17 protein-coding genes are annotated in these 16,365 nt (G+C 63.3%); 6 read left to right on the top strand and 11 right to left on the bottom strand.

The window, feature by feature from the left end:
- Positions 1–20: 20 nt before the first annotated feature.
- Positions 21–395, bottom strand: a complete 375-nt coding sequence (locus ACVJ5M_RS22695) for a DUF2946 domain-containing protein (protein ID WP_175618088.1) — start codon at positions 393–395, stop codon at positions 21–23.
- 498 nt (positions 396–893) lie between these two features.
- Between ACVJ5M_RS22695 and ACVJ5M_RS22690 the strand changes: the two genes are divergently transcribed.
- The 4 genes from ACVJ5M_RS22690 to ACVJ5M_RS22675 all read left to right on the top strand — a co-directional run bounded on the left by ACVJ5M_RS22690 (position 894) and on the right by ACVJ5M_RS22675 (position 5,010).
- A complete protein-coding gene (locus tag ACVJ5M_RS22690; RefSeq protein ID WP_354100162.1) occupies positions 894–1,298 on the top strand; it encodes a globin in 405 nt (134 codons plus the stop codon).
- Between the two features lie 139 nt (positions 1,299–1,437).
- Positions 1,438–2,460: a sugar ABC transporter substrate-binding protein gene (locus tag ACVJ5M_RS22685; RefSeq protein ID WP_063983001.1), complete on the top strand. Its 1,023-nt coding sequence runs from the start codon at positions 1,438–1,440 to the stop codon at positions 2,458–2,460.
- 6 nt (positions 2,461–2,466) lie between these two features.
- On the top strand, positions 2,467–3,969 hold the full coding sequence (locus ACVJ5M_RS22680; RefSeq protein WP_354097696.1) for a sugar ABC transporter ATP-binding protein: 1,503 nt from the start codon (positions 2,467–2,469) through the stop codon (positions 3,967–3,969).
- Positions 3,970–3,981: 12 nt separating this feature from the next.
- Positions 3,982–5,010, top strand: a complete 1,029-nt coding sequence (locus ACVJ5M_RS22675; RefSeq protein ID WP_354097697.1) for an ABC transporter permease — start codon at positions 3,982–3,984, stop codon at positions 5,008–5,010.
- 323 nt (positions 5,011–5,333) lie between these two features.
- Here the strand turns inward: ACVJ5M_RS22675 and ACVJ5M_RS22670 are convergent, their stop codons facing one another.
- From ACVJ5M_RS22670 to ACVJ5M_RS22660, 3 genes are read right to left on the bottom strand one after another with little or no spacing between them, the layout of a single operon-like run.
- Positions 5,334–6,038: an L-2-amino-thiazoline-4-carboxylic acid hydrolase gene (locus ACVJ5M_RS22670; protein WP_354097698.1), complete on the bottom strand. Its 705-nt coding sequence runs from the start codon at positions 6,036–6,038 to the stop codon at positions 5,334–5,336.
- Between the two features lie 41 nt (positions 6,039–6,079).
- Positions 6,080–6,466 carry a RidA family protein gene (locus ACVJ5M_RS22665; protein WP_354097699.1) on the bottom strand — a complete coding sequence of 129 codons (387 nt, stop codon included), beginning with the start codon at positions 6,464–6,466 and terminating at the stop codon, positions 6,080–6,082.
- Between the two features lies 1 nt (position 6,467).
- Complete coding sequence (locus ACVJ5M_RS22660) at positions 6,468–7,391, bottom strand: VOC family protein (protein ID WP_456679390.1); 924 nt, start codon at positions 7,389–7,391, stop codon at positions 6,468–6,470.
- A 74-nt stretch (positions 7,392–7,465) separates the two neighbouring features.
- Between ACVJ5M_RS22660 and ACVJ5M_RS22655 the strand changes: the two genes are divergently transcribed.
- The gene (locus ACVJ5M_RS22655; protein ID WP_166096981.1) at positions 7,466–8,092 is read left to right on the top strand and encodes a LysR family transcriptional regulator; all 627 of its coding nucleotides are present in this window, start codon (positions 7,466–7,468) and stop codon (positions 8,090–8,092) included.
- Between the two features lie 108 nt (positions 8,093–8,200).
- On the opposite strand, the gene ACVJ5M_RS22650 is transcribed toward ACVJ5M_RS22655, so the two are convergent.
- On the bottom strand, positions 8,201–8,476 hold the full coding sequence (locus ACVJ5M_RS22650; RefSeq protein ID WP_354096081.1) for a hypothetical protein: 276 nt from the start codon (positions 8,474–8,476) through the stop codon (positions 8,201–8,203).
- A 258-nt stretch (positions 8,477–8,734) separates the two neighbouring features.
- Here ACVJ5M_RS22650 and ACVJ5M_RS22645 point away from each other — a divergent pair, with 258 nt between their 5' ends.
- Complete coding sequence (locus tag ACVJ5M_RS22645) at positions 8,735–9,241, top strand: methyltransferase family protein (RefSeq protein WP_456679389.1); 507 nt, start codon at positions 8,735–8,737, stop codon at positions 9,239–9,241.
- Positions 9,242–10,299: 1,058 nt separating this feature from the next.
- On the opposite strand, the gene ACVJ5M_RS22640 is transcribed toward ACVJ5M_RS22645, so the two are convergent.
- The 6 genes from ACVJ5M_RS22640 to ACVJ5M_RS22615 form a co-directional block, all read right to left on the bottom strand.
- On the bottom strand, positions 10,300–10,518 hold the full coding sequence (locus tag ACVJ5M_RS22640; RefSeq protein WP_063982993.1) for a hypothetical protein: 219 nt from the start codon (positions 10,516–10,518) through the stop codon (positions 10,300–10,302).
- A gap of 207 nt (positions 10,519–10,725) precedes the next feature.
- Positions 10,726–11,778: an ABC transporter ATP-binding protein gene (locus ACVJ5M_RS22635; protein WP_354097701.1), complete on the bottom strand. Its 1,053-nt coding sequence runs from the start codon at positions 11,776–11,778 to the stop codon at positions 10,726–10,728.
- Positions 11,771–12,751, bottom strand: coding sequence for an ABC transporter ATP-binding protein (locus tag ACVJ5M_RS22630; RefSeq protein ID WP_354097702.1), 981 nt, complete (start codon positions 12,749–12,751; stop codon positions 11,771–11,773). The genes ACVJ5M_RS22635 and ACVJ5M_RS22630 overlap by 8 nt, the downstream gene beginning before the upstream one ends.
- A complete protein-coding gene (locus ACVJ5M_RS22625; protein ID WP_354097703.1) occupies positions 12,748–13,569 on the bottom strand; it encodes an ABC transporter permease in 822 nt (273 codons plus the stop codon). The genes ACVJ5M_RS22630 and ACVJ5M_RS22625 overlap by 4 nt, the downstream gene beginning before the upstream one ends.
- Entirely contained in the window at positions 13,566–14,489 is a 924-nt protein-coding gene (locus ACVJ5M_RS22620; protein WP_063982990.1) for an ABC transporter permease, read from the bottom strand. The genes ACVJ5M_RS22625 and ACVJ5M_RS22620 overlap by 4 nt, the downstream gene beginning before the upstream one ends.
- A gap of 60 nt (positions 14,490–14,549) precedes the next feature.
- Complete coding sequence (locus ACVJ5M_RS22615; protein ID WP_354100160.1) at positions 14,550–16,139, bottom strand: ABC transporter substrate-binding protein; 1,590 nt, start codon at positions 16,137–16,139, stop codon at positions 14,550–14,552.
- Between the last annotated feature and the right edge of the window lie 226 nt (positions 16,140–16,365).

Below are 16,365 nucleotides of genomic sequence, written 5' to 3'. Positions count from 1 at the left end.
CGCGGCAATCACGAGGGTCGTCAGGAAAATTGAGGTGGTGCGCGCGCCTGGGCGCTTGTGCCCTTATGGATCGCGACGGCGGATACATCCGCCGCATGCCACACCACGCGCGCGGCGTGGCGGAAGGGAATGGCGAGCGCAACGTGCGGCGGCGAATCGAGCGATGCGCCTGCCTGAGCCAGGCAGCACAGCGCGCACGCGGCACCATGTGCGGTCGGCGCGCCGGTCTGGTCGTCCAGACCGCCCTGCTCGCTGGCGCTGTGGCAGATGACGCCGGCAGACAACGGATCGGCCACGGCCTGGCCGGCCGCCAGACAGGCGGCAATCGGCGCCAGCACCTGCATCGCCAAAGCGAGCAGGACCAGGGGTAGGAATTTTTGCAGCCGTGCGCGCATCCGCCGAGCCATTCGTTCGCCTACGAACTAAACACCTCGCCGAGACCTGAGTCGAGGTCAGTTCCGCCGGCTTCTTGGCCCAGCGCAAATTTCTCGAAAACTGTGATCCCGCCGCCCCATGGGCTAGGACGTCCGGCATTTGAGGCAGTCCGGCAACCCGCCCCGTCCACAGATTTCTTATATTTGTCATATGCTTACGGGCTAAACAGCCCGATCATTTCGTCAGCTGCTCTAATTTTGAACAATCGTTGCCGAAAATGATGACAAGTGAGAAAAGTTGATCTAGCATCCCTCTTGCTCAGGCTGGCCGCGAGGTCGAAGTCTGGTGGTCCAAGTCTCGGGAGGAGCCCCTGGCGCGCAAAACGCAGCGTCGCCCCGTCAATCAAGAGCAAATCTTAGAATCGGGGATAATAGGGTCGACACAATTTTCGAGCGGGGCTAGGGCCCCGCTCTTTTTTTGCCCGCAAGGCTTCTTTTGCCCGCATGGCTTCGATGCCGATGAGCGCTCCCTCTAATCCAATCGAAAACAGCTTCGAACTCGCAGCCTCGCGCTGCGCGGATCTCACGCCGCGCGTCTACCAGCGGCTGTTCGAACAGCACCCCGAAACGCAGACCATGTTCCGCTCGCAGGGCAGCGAGCTGGTGATGGGATCAATGCTTGCGCTGACGATCGAGGCGATCCTCGACTTCGCCGGTGAGCGTCGGGGCCATTTCAGGCTGATCGCCTGCGAGGTCGCCTCGCACGATGGCTACGGCACCCCGCGCGAGCTGTTCATCGCGTTCTTCGCCGTCATCAGGGATGCGCTGCACGACCTCCTCGGCGACGAATGGTCGCCGGAAATCGCACAGGCCTGGGACCAGCTGCTCGTCGAGATCGACGCCTTCGCCACTATTCCGGCCTGACGCTTTGCGCTGCACCAACACGAGCTGCGGCGATCTCGCGATCGATTGCAGATTGAGTGGCAGGAACTCTTGTGAGAGACTTTCGGACATCGGTCGCGCAATCAATGACGCGCCGACGAAAATTTTATGGGAGCGAGCGATGTCCGGGACGAAAGATTTCTCGACGACGAGGCGCGATCTTCTTCAGGCGGCGGCGACCGCTGGCGCCGCGACTGCCCTTCTCGGCAGCATGGGCATAAACCCCGCCCTTGCAGCCGAGGTCGGACGATCCGAGAAGCCGCTGAAGGCGGCCTTCTCCAATGCGGGCCTCCAGGCCACCTGGTGCGCCCAGGGCAAGCAGGCGGCGGAATTCTGGGGCAAGCTGTTCAATGTCGAGGTGACCTGGTTCGATGGCCAGCTCGATGCGGTCAAGCAGCGCGCTGCGATCGACAACATGGCCTCGCAAAAGTGGGACTTCGTCGCGATCCAGGCCTTCGGTATCGGCACCCTCACCCAGCCCGTGCAGAAGATGATCGATGCCGGCACGCCGGTGATCGACATGGACACGCTGATTGCCCCGCTCGACCAGATCAACGTCCACTCTTTCCTTGCCCCCGACAACGAGTTCATGGGCGCCTCCGTGACGCAGGCGCTGTGCAACGCCATGGGCGGCAAAGGCAAGATCATCATGACGCAGGGCGCGCTCGGCCATACCGGCGCGCAAGGCCGGGCGAAAGGCTTCAACACCGTCGTCAAGCAGTTCCCGAACATCGAGGTGCTCGACACCCAGCCTGCCGACTGGGACGTGTCGAAAACCGCGCGCCTCTGGGAAACCTATCTGACCAAATATCCGCAGATCGACGCGGCGTTCTTCCACAATGACGACATGGCGCTCGCCGCCGCCAACATCATGAAGGCGCGCAATCGCACCAACATCCTGATCGGCGGCGTCGATGCGATGCCACCGGCGATCCAGGCGGTAAGCGAAGGCCGCATGTTCGCGACCGTGCGCAATCCGTCCTGCCGCATCCATGGCGGCGCGATCATCGCGGGCGTTTCCGCGGTCGTCGGCGGCGAGAAGAGCGGACAGGGCATTCCCAAGCACGTCATCACCGACGGCCCGGTCGTGACCAAGGCCAACGCCGCCGGCATGCAATGGATGGAAGATCACTTCCTGATCTGAGCCTCCATGCCTGAGGTTCGTTCGCCCATCCTGGAACTGCAAGGCATCACGAAGAGCTTCGGCGGCGTCGAGGCGCTTCGTGGTGTTGACTTCGCGCTCTCACCCGGCGAGATCCACGGTCTCGTCGGCGAGAACGGCGCCGGCAAAAGCACGCTGATGAAGATCATCGCCGGCGTGCACAGCGAATTCTCCGGCCGCTTCCTGATCGACGGGAAGGAGACGCATTTCCGCTCCGCCCGCGATGCACACGCGGCCGGCATCGCCATGGTGCATCAGGAGCTGAGCGTCGCGCCCGACCTCACCGTCGCCGAGAACGTGTTCCTGGGCAACCAGCCGACCAACCGGTTCGGCCTCGTGCAATGGCGGCGCATGGCGCGCGAGGCCGGCGAGCAGCTCGCCCGCTTCGGCATCGACGTCGATCCGATGTCCAGGCTCGGCGACCTCCCGATCGGGCTGCAGCAGCTGATCGAGATCGCCCGCGTGCTGTTCTCCGGCGCCCGCATCGTCATCCTGGACGAACCGACCTCCGCCCTCTCCCCGCCCGAGGTCGAGCGGCTGTTCGCGACGCTGCGGCGGCTGCGCGAGGAAGGCACTGCAATCGTCTTCATCTCGCATTTCATCGAGGACATCCTGCTCGTGTCCGACACGGTGACCGTGTTCCGCAACGGGCGGAAGGTCGCCGAGACCGCGGCGGCTGCGACCAGCAAGGGCGCGCTGATCGAGGCCATGATCGGCCGCGGCGGCGAAGCGCTAGAGCACAGCTACACCGATGACCTCATGCTGCCACGGCCGAGCGACAGCTCCGTGGTCCTGAAGGTCGACCAATTGTCGCTGGCCCGCAGCCTGAAGGACATCTCCTTCGAGGCGCGCGCCGGCGAGGTGCTCGGCATCTACGGTTTCATGGGCTGCGGCCAGCAGGAGCTATCGCGCATCCTGTTCGGCAAGCTGAAGCCGGACGGCGGCACGCTCGCCGTCGAGGGCAAGCCAAAAACCTTCGCCAGCACGGCGGCGGCGCGGCGCGCCGGCGTGGCGCTGGTGCCGGAGAGCCGGCGCGCCATGCTGTTTCATCAGGAGCCGGTCTACAAGAACATCTCGATCAGCATTCTCGACCGAATCTCGTCGCTGCTGCTCAAGCCGGCGCAGGAGCGCGATATCGCTAGGCGTCAGGTCGAGCAGCTGCAGATCAGGCCGCCCGTGGTCGGTCTCGACCTAGGCATGCTCTCCGGCGGCAACCAGCAGAAGGTCGCGCTGGCAAAATGGCTGACCTATCCGCCGAAGCTGCTGGTGCTGTGCGAGCCGACCCGGGGCATGGATGTCGGCGCCAAGAACGACGTCATCAACATCGTCCGCGATCTCCGCGCCAAGGGGCTTGCGGTCATCGTGCTCTCGACCGAGCCGGAAACGGTGCTGTCGCTGGCCGACCGCATCCTCGTGCTCAAGCGCGGCGCATTGGTGCGGGAATTCAAGAACGAGCCGGTCAGCAAGGACCGCCTGCTGGAAGCGGCGTGACGGAGAAGCACCATGGCGAGCAGTGAGACGGCTTTGGCGGCAGGTCAGCGGCCGCGCGGCGTTGCGCCCTTCCTGCGCTCGCAGATGCGCAACATCGCGCCGTTCCTCACCCTGATCTTCCTCTCCGCCTTCTTCGCCGTTGCCAGCCCCTCCTTCGCGACGCTGGACAATCTCGGCAACATCCTGACGCAGGTGTCGGTGACCGGCATCATTGCGGTCGGCCTCACCTTCGTGATCCTCTGCGCGGAGATCGACCTCTCGATCGCCAGCATCGCCAACGTCACCGGCATCGCGGTCGCCTACTTCACGCTTCAGGAATCCTACGTCAACATCGCCAACATCCCCCTGCCCGGCGCGGTCGCGATCATCCTGTCGATCCTGCTCTGCGCGCTGCTCGGCCTCGTCAACGCGCTCGGCCTGACCGTGATCGGCATCCCCTCCTTCATCATGACGCTGGCCATGATGCAGATCGCGGCCGGCGTCTCGGCGCTGCTGGTGCGCGGCCAGATCGCCTACAAAGTGCCCGGCCTGATCACCACGCTCGGGTCGGGCTCGATCGGCGGCATCCCCTGGATCGTCATCGTCGCGGCGATCATGCTGCTCGGCGGCCATCTGGTGCTGACCTACACGCGCTTCGGCCGCTACGTCTACATGGTCGGCGGCAATCGCGAGGCGGCCGAATATTCCGGCCTCAACGTCAAGCTCATCCTCGGCGCCGTCATGGTGATCTCGGCGGTGTGCTCGGGCATCGGCGGCATGCTCGGCGTCGCCCATTTCGGCAGCGCGCAGCAGAACGAGTTCGACACCTATCTGCTCGACTCCATCGCCGCCGTCGTCGTCGGCGGCACCAGCCTGTTCGGCGGCCGCGGCGGCATCGGCAACACCATCGTCGGGCTCTTCGTTCTCGGCGTCCTGAATAACGGCCTCGACCACGTCAACATCGACAGTTTTTTGAAGATCCTGATCCGCGGCCTGATCCTGCTGGCGGCGCTGGTCATCAACGTCTACGCGCAGCGGCTAAGGGAGAAGACGGCGGAGTAGGCAGCCCTCAAAACAAAAACGCGAAAACAACCCCATGCACAGTAGAAACTGTAAGGAATTTCAGCCGCTTACCGAACGCGCAATTGCGTGAGCGCGATTGCGCCGACATTTGACACGTCGGGCAACACAGGAGCAGGATGTCATCATGGCGCGAATGTCGATGGGCTCAGGACCGTGCCCGACCTCCGTCATTGCGAGCGCAGCGAAGCAATCCAGACTGCCGCTGCGGAGAGATTCTGGATTGCTTTGCTGCGCTCGCAATGACGATGTGGCAACGGCGGACAATACAACACCACCTCGATCGCAGAGCATGAGAAGGCGGGTTAGCTCTCAGCCTTCTCATCCGATGGTAGCCGCGCGAAGCGGAAATTGCAGTGGCTCGCGCCGCCCGCCAATGTTTGTGTGCGCTGCAGGCGGATGCCGCGCGCTGCGTAGGCGACGAAATCGAGGCCGCAGATATTCGGCAGGATGTCCTTGTCCCCGTGGCGCGCTGCGAGCTTGCAGAAGCCGCAGGCCTTGTAGTTGATGCCGAATTCGAAGCTGTCTTGCGGACCAGGCTCGACGAAATCGTAGACGAAGTCTTCCGGAAACTCTTCCTGATGAGCTTTTGTAACGCTCCTTGCCGCCTGCTCGCGCAGCAAGGCCTGGTTCTCAGGCGACATGAATTGTCGCCCCGAGGCGAGACGCTTCGCTTCTGATACGGTCAGCAATTGCGCCTTGTAGGTGTCTCGCTCGATCTCGCCAATCACAGGCACCGGCACGCCGTGTCGTCGCAGCACCCGGCTGATGGCCATGAACCCCATCAGGCGCATGAAGAAATCGCTCATGCGGCTTGCCGCGCCGCCGACATAGGGCATTTGGGTGAGGACAATCTCGAATTCCTCCATCACCTCCCGCCTGATCCCGTCGATGTCGGTGAGATGCGTGCGCTCGCGCAGCATCGCTTCGGCAAGGTCGAGTCGATCGCGCATGGCGACCTCCATTGCGCTCCGATGCGTCTGGTCGAAGGGATGGATGTTCTCAGCCATTGGACACCTGAGGGCTCATTGCAGGGTTGGCGAAGCTGGCTTCATTCCGCGGCAATCGCCTCGATCTCGAGTAGCCATTTGCTGTCAACGGTCTCGACGACCACGACCGTCAGCGCGGGCCGATGTTCGCCGAGCACCTTGCTGCGAATGGTGCGGTTGGTCACGACTTGAGTCCGGTCAGTCAGGAACGTGGTGACCTTGACCAGATGCTCGACGCCAAGCCCCGCGGCGGCGAGCACCTCGATCACGTTGCGCCAGGCCTGCTCGCATTGCGCCTCGAAACCTTCTGGCACGGTGCCGTCGGTTTTCTCGGGCACCTGGCCGCTGATGAACAACAGGCGGCGATGCTGCGTCAATTCAAGTCCCATGCTGTAACCGCCGGCGGGAGGATGGACCGTTGCGGGATTGTGGTTGACGATGTGAGCCATGTCAGTTTGCCTCCTGTTCGACGAATTCGAGCGCCAGACCATGCGCGGTGGCGGGTGGCACCAACAGCACGGCACCGGTCATCGCGAAGCCGACGCCGTTGTGTTTCAGTGTTCGCCCTGTCGCATCCAGATCAGCGACCGCCAGACGCGCCGCGCAAAAGCGCGGCGAAGCGCTGTTCGCGAGGCCCGGTAACCGGCGCGCCAGCTCGGACGGGCCAAGCAAGGTGATATGATTGCCGCGCTCACCAATCGTCAGCCGCCCCGGCGCAAGCTCGGCCGTGCCTTCCGTGAGGCGCTCGAGGAAATCGCGATGCGCCGCCGGCTCCGCCGCCGACATCACCACCTCGACCACGCGGAGGGCGCCGTTGGGATGACGCTGATACTGCGCCTTCCAGAACAGTTCCGGCGGGTGACGCTGCTGGCAGGTGAAGAACGCGATCCCGGGCATGGCGGGATCGGTGGCAAAGGCCAGCGAAAACGCGACGCGCGCCGTGCCTCCGCCCGGGAGCACCGCGTCGCGGCCGAAATCGAACGGCGCATAATCGCCGATGCGGTCGGCCCTGAAACGCACGGCATCGGCATGGGCGTCGGTGCTGTGCAAGACCAGCATCGACATTCCCTCGGCGGTCGCAAGAAAATCGCGGTTGTGGGCCGCGAAGCTGAAATGGCCCGGCGTGGCTGGCGGCACCAACGCATTGTCGGTGACGGCCAGCAACTCCAGAAAATTGTCGGCGAACTGCGCCAGGCGGTTGCTGGTTCCGAACGGATGCACACCGGTCGGCGTGAGGTTGAAGCCGAGCCGCTGCCAATCCAGCGCGGCCTGTTCCAGATCGCGGACGCAAATGACGAGATGATCTAAACGACGGGGCACGGGGGGTCTCCGGATTGCGGGCCGACCGTATCCGGCGATGACGGCGCCGATCAAAGCATTGTTGCTGCGGTTCAGCGCAAGAAAATCTATTGCAAGGCCAAGGCCCATCGGTGTCAAACTGCGGTGCGATGACCTACGCCCTTCCCCCGCTCAACGCGCTCCGCGCTTTTGAGGCCGCCGCCCGGCATCTCAGCTTCAAGCTGGCCGCGCACGAGCTGCACGTGACACCTGCCGCCGTGGGACAGCAGGTGAAGGCGCTGGAGGCACGCCTCGGCGTGCAGCTGTTCGAGCGGCTGCATAAGCAGCTCATTCTCACCGCGGCCGGTCAGGCCTATCTGCCCGGGGTCTCCGAAGGTTTTCGCCACATTGCGGAGGCGACCTCGCAATTGAAGCCGGCGGGCGCGGTGCTGCTGCAGTTGGGGGTCCATGGCAGCTTCGACCTGCGCCGGCTCGAATTGGCGGAGTTTCGCAGCGCGCATGCGGAGATCGGTTTGCGGGTGCTGCAGCCGGCCGGCCTGCACGAATTGATCGAGGGCAAGGTCGACCTCTTGATCGCCCGCGGTCTCGGCCACCATCCGGGCTATCGCTGCGACCGGGTCAATGAGGGATCAGGCCTCGGTGATTGGCTGATCGCGCCTGAAGGCACCGCGGATTGCCCCGAAATCGTCGGTTTTCGCGCGTGGCTGCGCGCCCTGCCGGCCGAAAATCCTCTCGCAAACCGCCGCCCTCGTCTGGTCGGCATCAGCGGAAGTTAAGGCGGCCGTGAGGCATGGCTTGAGCCCTCGCCGCTAGGACGTTTGAGACGTCAGGCAAAACACCGGCACAAGTCCATCATGGCGCTGGTCCCGTAAAGACCACCGAGCTCACGGCAGCGGTTCGACCTTCGCCGCCATATCGGGAACGCGCGTGATCTTGTACATGGCGTTGCTGCATTTGAGAACCCAAACGTCGCGATCAGGTCGAGACGCCTTCGTGTTCTTCTTTGCGCCGAGTGGCTTTTCGCAAGTGAAGCCTTGCGTGCGTATCTGGGCCGCAAGCATTCCCTGAACGGTTTCGGCCGGAATCTGCTGCGCCCGCACTTGCGGAGCAAATAGAATAAAAACGAAGGCAAGTAGTAATGATCCAGATGCTCTGTGCATGATTTCAACCCTTGAAGCAGCCGCCCCGCAAGTTCGAACGTCGCACTATAGCAGAAACACCGGTGTTGTCCGCGCCGGGCCTTCCGCGCCGTAGCGCGCTAGCTGCACTCATTGTCAGGACAACGAGCGCGGGTTGGTGGCAATTTGCCCGAAAGCAGACCTATTGCGCTCAGTTCAAGCTTTGTCGTTCATGACCCAAGGCGGACCTGACGCGCTCCCGGTGCGGTGTGTTAAAATAGCAGGGAACGGATCGTGTCTATGCCAAGAACTGCTGCCGTCATCGGCACCGCCATCTTCTTCCTGTTCGCACCCTGCGTGGTGGCTGGGGTGGTCCCATGGTGGATTTCACGCTGGGAGTTCAGGTTGCCGTTTCTCGGCGTCGAGCTCACGCGCTTCGTCGGCGCCGCGCTAATTGTTGCCGGCTTAGCCGGGCTCGTGGATTCATTCGCGCGTTTCGCACTGCAGGGGCTCGGCACGCCGGCGCCGATCGCCCCGACCCAACATCTCGTCGTTACCGGCCTCTATCGCTATGTGCGCAATCCAATCTACGTGGCGGTCGCCGCCGTCATTTTCGGCCAGGCGCTCCTGTTCGGCGATTGGGGGCTGTTCGCCTACGGCGCAGTCGTCTGGCTCGCCTTCCACCTTTTTGTCGTGGGCTACGAAGAGCCGACGCTAAAAAGGTCATTCGGCGCGGAATACGAAGCGTTCTGCATCAATGTGCCGCGTTGGATCCCGCGCCTAACTGCGTGGCGAGGCGGTCGGTAGCTGCCGTAGCGCATGACCTCGGCGCTGATTTTTGATGAGCTTCTCGAAGGCTCCTCAACAAAGCTTGTCTGCAATTGGGCCCATCAGCGAAGTGGCGGCACGCCTCATTGAGGTCCGATCAATAGGGCATAGCGGACTGAATTTGCTCAGGTTGAGTTTTTCGTGGTTTGACCCAGAGCGGTCATCAGCCGCCGTATTCGGGCGAAGTTGATATAGATCAACCTTGATGATGTGCATAGTCGATACCGCAAAATGTTGCTTGCAGTCTCTTCGGTAGGAATGAGCCGCAAAGGATAGTCAGTCGTTCAATCATTGACACATAAGGAGACGCGCAAATGAGGAAGCTTGCTTCGGTAGGACTGATCGCCGCGGCCATGTTCGCTAATCCGGCCATGGCCGCGTGGTACGACCAAAACGGCGCAGCCGTCCATCCGTCCCGCGTCGTTCACTGCATCCGGGCTCCAGACGTTGGCAGTTTTGCCGGAGGGCCGTTTAATAAGCCTCCCTGCGAACCGGCAAGCTGGCGTAGGTCGGCGTGGCGCGACAAAAGCGGTGCAGTCGTCCCTACCTCCAACGTCGTTCACTGTGTCCGGGCTCCAGACGTCGGCAGTTATGCCGGAGGTCCGTTTAATAAGCCTCCCTGCGAACCGGCAACCTGGCGCTAAGGCGAGCGGCAAGATGCCGCCAACGTTCCCTGCGAAGCGAACGTTCAATGTCGGGACGGTTCGTTGACGCTGCGCGCTGGTGCCAAAATCACCGAGCGTAGACAAGTAGACAAAGAGAGCAACTGGCTGCCTGCGAGTGGCCAGTTCTCGCTTTACATCCGCGTCTACTGGGCGGGAGCAACATCCTCGATGGTCAGCGGAGACCGCCGTTTGTCAAGCGAATACAATCGAGCAGTTAACTACGGCGTCCGCGACGCGGTTCCGAGATGCGAACGGACGATATATCGAACGTCGGTTGTTGGCCCTTAACGGACCTATGGACGCTGTCGTGGATTTGTCTGCTGCTGACCCAGCTGAGACATCGGCGCGGGGCTTCTGTCCCGCGTTTTGTGTCTAGGACCACGGCGGCTCTTCGCTCTTCCCGACCGCCTCGTGGTGGGTCGTGACACCCGCCGAACGCAAGCCGGTCAGCAATACGGTTCTCACAGAGGCCGGATCGAATCCAATATCCTTGGCGTTTGGTGGATGGGCCTCGCTGCCCTTCAACCGGAGCGCCAAGTGCAATTGCTCGCAAAGGTGCTGAACGACGAGATTGACCTGATCGTCAGTCATGATCTGCCTTTCCTGCTACATTTTGCTACCCAACCATGTAGCACACATGAAAATAGGGCGGTACGCGATTGGACCGCGCCAAGGATCAACCCCAGGCGATGGCCCATGGGCGGATCCTAAAAATCGTCCGCCTGTCAGGACAGACCGGACGTGACTAGCGGGCCGCTAGAGCGACGCTTTTGACCGCGACGGACGCGCCTTCCATCCCTAGGGATGCCCGCCTCCGGTCGAGGCCAATGCCGCCTGCCCCGCCATCTCGTCAGCCCGCCAGCACCTCACCTCATGTCCATCGGCGCGCGTTTCCAGCACCGGACCGGGCTCGTGGCGGCACACGGCCTCCGCGTACCGGCAACGCGGGCTGAAGGCGCATCCGTTCGGCGGATTGAGCGGGTTGGGAAGGTCGCCCCCTGTCGTCGCCAACGGCGCATGACGCAGCGGATCGGGGATGGCCGCGATCAGGGCTTGCGTATAGGGGTGCGCCGGCCGCTCGAAGATTTCGCGCCAGTGGCCGTTCTCGACGATGCGGCCGAGATACATGACGGCGACGCGGTCGCTCATGTGCTCGACGACGCCGAGGTCGTGGCTGATCATGATGTAGGAAAGACCGAGCGTGTCCTTCAATTCCAGCAGCAAATTGATGATCTGGGCGCGGATCGAGACGTCGAGCGCCGACACGGGCTCATCGCAGATGACGATCCTGGGATTGAGGATCAGGGCGCGCGCAATCCCGATGCGCTGGCGCTGGCCGCCGGAGAATTCATGCGGATAGCGGTCGGCCTGTTCCGGCCGCAGGCCGACGTGCCGCAGCATCGCCGCAACACGGTCCTCGATCTCACTTTTTGCGGTCACGCCATGCACACGCAGGGGATCTTCCAGCGTGCGGCGGACGGTCTGGCGCGGATTGAGCGAGGCGTAGGGATCCTGAAAGACGATCTGCACGGTGCGGGCCAGCGACTTTCGGTCGCCGGATTGCCTGTTCGTCACCACCTGCCCGTCCAGCACGATGCGGCCGCGCGTCGGCGTCAACAGACCCAGGATCGACAATGCGACGGTCGACTTGCCCGAGCCGGATTCGCCGACAAGGCCGAGGCATTCGCCTCGTCTCAGCCTGAGATCAACGCCGTCGACGGCACGGAGCACCCGCCGGCTGCGGCCCAGCAGGCCGCCCCCCATCGGAAAATGAACCGCGAGATCCTCGACACTGAGAATGAGATCGTCGTCCGGCCTCGCTTCCCCCTGCATGGCTTGCGGCTCATGCATGGTGGTAACACCGGACGAAACCGCCGGCCTCCAGCAACTCCGTCTGCGGCGCAACCGTGCGGCAAATCTCGGTGGCCTGCGTACAGCGCGGATTGAACCGGCAGCCATCCGGGAAATTCGTGATGGCTGGAACCACGCCCGCGATCTCCTTGAGCCTGGTGCGGCCAAGCGCGGCCCGACTGCCCAGCCGCGGCAGCGAGGCGACCAGGCCCTGCGTATAGGGATGCGAAGGCGCCCTAAAGATATCGGCGGAGCCGCGCTCCTCGACGATGCGGCCGGCATACATGACGGCGACACGGCGGCAGACATTAGCGACGAGGCCGAGATCGTGGCTGATCATCAGGATCGCCGTTCCCCTCTCGGCGCACAGATTGCGCATCAGCTCGATGATTTCCGCCTGCACGGTCACGTCGAGCGCGGTGGTCGGCTCGTCGGCGATCAGGAGGTCCGGACCGCACGCAAGCGCAATGGCGATCATGACGCGCTGACGCATGCCGCCGGACAGCTGGTGCGGGTAGTCGTTGACGCGCCGCTCCGGTGCGGGGACGCGGACGCTCGCCAGCGCCTCGACCGCGAGCTGGTTGGCTTCCCGCCAGCTCTTGCCCTTGTGCAGCACGAACATCTCGGCGATCTGCCGGCCCACCGGCGAGACCGGGTTCAGCGCCGTCATCGGCTCCTGGAAGATCATGGCGATGCGATTGCCGCGCAGCTCCCGCTGCCTGGCCGCGGAAAGGTGCTGGATCTCCCGTCCCTCAAACCGGATGACGCCGCCGCCGATCGACAACGGTTGCCGCAACAGGCAGATCAAGGCGAGCGCCGTGATGCTCTTGCCGCAGCCGGATTCGCCGACCAGGCCGAATGTCTCGCCGCGATCGATGCGGAATGAAATGCCCTCGGCCGCCGCGACGCGCCTCGCTCCGTCGTCGAGATCGATGCGCAAATCCTCGACTTCGATCAGCGGCGCGCCGGTCATGTCCGCCGGCTCCGCGACTGGGGATCGAGAATGTCGCGCAGGCCGTCGCCGAGCAGGTTCAGGCCGAGCACCGTCAGGAAGATGGCAAGGCCCGGAAAGACCGAGAGCCACGGCGCCGTCGTGATCTGCTCGCGCGCATCCGACAACATGCTGCCCCAGCTCGGAAACGGCGGGCGGACGCCGAGGCCGAGGAACGACAAGGCGGCTTCGGACAGCACCGCGCTGCCCATGCCGAGCGTGCCGATGACGACGATCGGTCCGAGCATGTTCGGCAAGAGTTGCGTGACCATGATCCGCAGATCGCCGTAGCCGAGCACGGTCGCCGCCTGCACATAGCCCTGGCTCCTCAGCGACAGCGCCGAGGCCCGTGCGATCCGGCAGGTAAAAGACCAGTTGGTCAGGCCGAGCGCGATCAGCAGGCTCGTGAGGCCGGGGCCAAGCACCGCCATGATGGCGAGCGCGAAGATCAGCGAGGGGATCGCGAGCATCAGATTGGTCAGGCCGTTGACGAAATCGTCCCACCAGCCGCCCCAATAGCCCGCGCTCAAGCCGAGCGCGACGCCGATGACGCTGTTGATGAGCTGCGAGACGATGCCGACGGTCAGCGAGACGCGGGCGCCGTAGACGACACGGGAATAGATGTCGCGGCCCTGGTCGTCGGTGCCGAACCACCAGGTCCAGCTCGGAGGCTCCTCCGCGTTCATGAGGTTGGCGTCCAGGACGGGATCGGTGTGCGCCAGCCAGGGCGCGAGCAGGCCGACCAGGATCGCGAGCGCGAACACCGCGCCACCGATGATGAGATTGGCGCGGAGCTTCATGCGTATCTGATCCTGGGATCGATCACGCCGTAGAGCACATCGATCAGCAGATTGATCGCGAGAAAGGCCAGCACCACCACGAGAATGGAGCCCTGAACGGCGGGAATGTCGCGCTGGAGCACACTGTCGACGAGCAGCGAACCGATGCCCGGCCAGGAGAACAGTTTCTCGACCACGACCGCCTGCCCCATCAACCCGCCGAACTGAAGGCCGACGGTGGTGAGAATGATGACGAGCGCGTTGCGCATCACGTGCCACTTCACCACACGCGTCTCGCTCATGCCCTTCGAGCGCGCGGTGCGGACGAAATCGGCGGTCATGATCTCGAGGACCGCGGCGCGCGTCGTGCGGGCAAATAGCGCCATCGGCGAGACGCCAAGCGTCACGGCCGGCAGAAGCAGATATTTCAGCCCTCCATCGCCATAGCCGAAGCTCGGCAGCCAGCCGAGCTTCAACGCAAACAGATACATCAGCACCAATCCGAGCCAGAATTTGGCAATGGAAAGGCCCGACACCGCCAGCACCATGGCGAGCGTATCGACGATGCCCCCGGGTTTCAGCGCTGCGATGAAACCAAGGGGAACACCGATCAGAATCGCAAACGTCATGGCCGTGAAGATGAGCTGCAGCGTCGGCCAGGCCCGTTTGGCGATCATGGTCGTGACAGGCTCGCGGGTCCGGAACGAGGTGCCGAAGTCACCGGTCGCGAGCTTGGCGATGTAGGCGCCGAAACGCCAATAGAGGGGATCGTCGAGGCCGAGCTGCTTCTTCATGCGCAGCTCGACCTGGGGATCGCTGTCGTCGCTCATGGACGAGACGATACTGCCGGGAACGACGCTGAACAGCACGAACACCAGCAGCACGACGGCGAGCACGGTCGGAATGGTTTGCAGGAGACGGCGGAGCAGGAACGAGAGCATCCAGGCTTTTCCTCTCTCCCCCCACCGCTCGTCGCGATGGAGGGAGCGCGAGAGCGCGTGTTACTTCGCGGGCGAGGTCTCGTCGACCCAGAGGACTTCGACGTTCTGGTGGGTCAGCTCCGTCGCATTGAGCTGAACGCCCTTGAGCCACGGCTGCACCGCCATGACCGCCTTGTTGTAGTTGAAGAACCAGACCGGCGCTTCCTCATAGAGCAGCGCATTGGCCTTTTGCAGCAGCTCGGTGCGCTTTGCGGGATCGTCGGCCTGCCCTGCCGCATCGATCAGCTTGTCGAAGTCGGCATTCTTGTAGTTCATGTAGTTGCAGGCCGGCTGCGGCGTCGAGGAGTGGAAGCATTTGAGCGCGGCCTGGGGATCCGGGCCGGTCGCCTGGGAATAGATGAAGGCCTGGTAGTCGCCGCTGCGCACCACCTCGGCCAGCACCGCGGTCTCGACCTGCTTGACCTTCGCCTTGATGCCGACCTTGTCCAGCATCGGGATGACGGCCGAGACGATCGGCAGGCCCCAGCTTTCATTCTGGCTGGTGGTCCATTCGAATTCGAAGCCCTGGGGATAGCCGGCCTCCGCGAGCAGCTGCTTGGCCTTGGCGGGATCGTAGGGGTACGGCTTCATCGCCTTGTCGTAGGCTGGAGATGTCAACGGCAGCCAGCCGGTGGCGCGATAGGCTTTGCCCTTGACCAGCTTGTTGATGATGAGGTCGGTATCGATCGCGTAATTGATCGCCTGCCGGACGCGCTTGTCCGTGAACGGCTTGAACGAGGGATTCATGCCCATATAGCGCGTGAAGACCTCGGCGACTTCGACGATGGTGCCCTTGAGGTCGGCGTCGGACTGATAGGCGACATATTGCGCGGGCCCGAGCACCGAGGTGTCGATCTCCTTGTTGCGGAAGGCAACGTCGCGCGCCGCGGCCTCACCCATGATCGACACGATGACCTTGTCGGCGTAGGGCTTGCCGGGCTTGTAGAACCGGTCCCACCGCTCCAGAACGATGCGCGAACCCGGCACGTGCTCGACGAATTTGAATGGCCCAAGACCGATCGGCTTCTGGATGAAGCTCTCCTTGGCGGCCTCGTCGGCGGGATAGATCGAGGTCAGCGCGGTGAAGAAATAGAAGCCCGGATCGACTTTCTCGGTCAGCTTCATCTCGAGGGTGAAGTCGTCGATCTTCTTCAGGCCGGAGATCTCCTTGGCCTGGCCCTTCTCGACCGCGGCCGCGCCCTCGATCACCCGGACAAAGCGCGCGCCGGGATAGGCCTTGGTGCCGTCCATGATGCGGTTGTAGGACCAGATGACGTCGTCGGCGGTCATCTTGCGGCCGTTGTGGAAATAGGCGTCGTCGCGCAGCTTGAAGGTGTGAACGAGACCGCCGCCCGAGACCACGTCCTCCTTGGCGAGCTCCAGAACCGGCTTGCCCTCCGCGGAATTCCAGATGTAGAGCGACCGGTGCAGCGCCTTGGCGTAGATCTCGTCCTGGGCGCGCTGTGTGGTGTGAATGTCGAGGCTCGTGAAACTCGAACCGTAAGGCGCCGTCATGCGGATGGTTCCGCCCTTGCGCGGCGCCTGGGCCTCCGCCGAGGTGGCGAGCGCCAGCCCCAAACCAGCGACGATCGCGATCATCCTGAACATCATGTGTCCCCCAACAACGCAGGTATTCCGATTAGGGATTTGATCATTCGTAGCCCGTCGAACGCAAGCTTCGTTTTGATGGCGACGGGTTCCGGAACGCGGCGCTCGCGAGACCCTCGGAGGCCAGGTTGCGTCCCAAGCGGTGCAAGCCGCCGATTGCGGTGCATCATGAGCGACCAAGAGCAGTGAACATTTTTCGTGATCAACGCGACCAAGCTCAGGATCATTA

The organism is Bradyrhizobium sp. S3.7.6 (assembly GCF_054061875.1).
The sequence above is the reverse complement of the archived record's forward strand: the minus strand, read 5'-3'. Positions and strand labels throughout refer to the sequence as shown.

Coding starts and splice junctions, on each gene's coding strand:
- ACVJ5M_RS22670 (WP_354097698.1), bottom strand. CDS start 6,038: ATGGCTGAGAACATCCATCCCTTCGACCAGACGCATCGGAGCGCAATG.
- ACVJ5M_RS22655 (WP_166096981.1), top strand. CDS start 7,466: ATGACCTACGCCCTTCCCCCGCTCAACGCGCTCCGCGCTTTTGAGGCC.
- ACVJ5M_RS22645 (WP_456679389.1), top strand. CDS start 8,735: ATGCCAAGAACTGCTGCCGTCATCGGCACCGCCATCTTCTTCCTGTTC.
- ACVJ5M_RS22675 (WP_354097697.1), top strand. CDS start 3,982: ATGGCGAGCAGTGAGACGGCTTTGGCGGCAGGTCAGCGGCCGCGCGGC.
- ACVJ5M_RS22620 (WP_063982990.1), bottom strand. CDS start 14,489: ATGCTCTCGTTCCTGCTCCGCCGTCTCCTGCAAACCATTCCGACCGTG.
- ACVJ5M_RS22615 (WP_354100160.1), bottom strand. CDS start 16,139: ATGATGTTCAGGATGATCGCGATCGTCGCTGGTTTGGGGCTGGCGCTC.
- ACVJ5M_RS22695 (WP_175618088.1), bottom strand. CDS start 395: ATGCGCGCACGGCTGCAAAAATTCCTACCCCTGGTCCTGCTCGCTTTG.
- ACVJ5M_RS22680 (WP_354097696.1), top strand. CDS start 2,467: ATGCCTGAGGTTCGTTCGCCCATCCTGGAACTGCAAGGCATCACGAAG.
- ACVJ5M_RS22685 (WP_063983001.1), top strand. CDS start 1,438: ATGTCCGGGACGAAAGATTTCTCGACGACGAGGCGCGATCTTCTTCAG.
- ACVJ5M_RS22690 (WP_354100162.1), top strand. CDS start 894: ATGAGCGCTCCCTCTAATCCAATCGAAAACAGCTTCGAACTCGCAGCC.
- ACVJ5M_RS22630 (WP_354097702.1), bottom strand. CDS start 12,751: ATGACCGGCGCGCCGCTGATCGAAGTCGAGGATTTGCGCATCGATCTC.
- ACVJ5M_RS22625 (WP_354097703.1), bottom strand. CDS start 13,569: ATGAAGCTCCGCGCCAATCTCATCATCGGTGGCGCGGTGTTCGCGCTC.
- ACVJ5M_RS22665 (WP_354097699.1), bottom strand. CDS start 6,466: ATGGCTCACATCGTCAACCACAATCCCGCAACGGTCCATCCTCCCGCC.
- ACVJ5M_RS22640 (WP_063982993.1), bottom strand. CDS start 10,518: ATGACTGACGATCAGGTCAATCTCGTCGTTCAGCACCTTTGCGAGCAA.
- ACVJ5M_RS22650 (WP_354096081.1), bottom strand. CDS start 8,476: ATGCACAGAGCATCTGGATCATTACTACTTGCCTTCGTTTTTATTCTA.
- ACVJ5M_RS22635 (WP_354097701.1), bottom strand. CDS start 11,778: ATGCATGAGCCGCAAGCCATGCAGGGGGAAGCGAGGCCGGACGACGAT.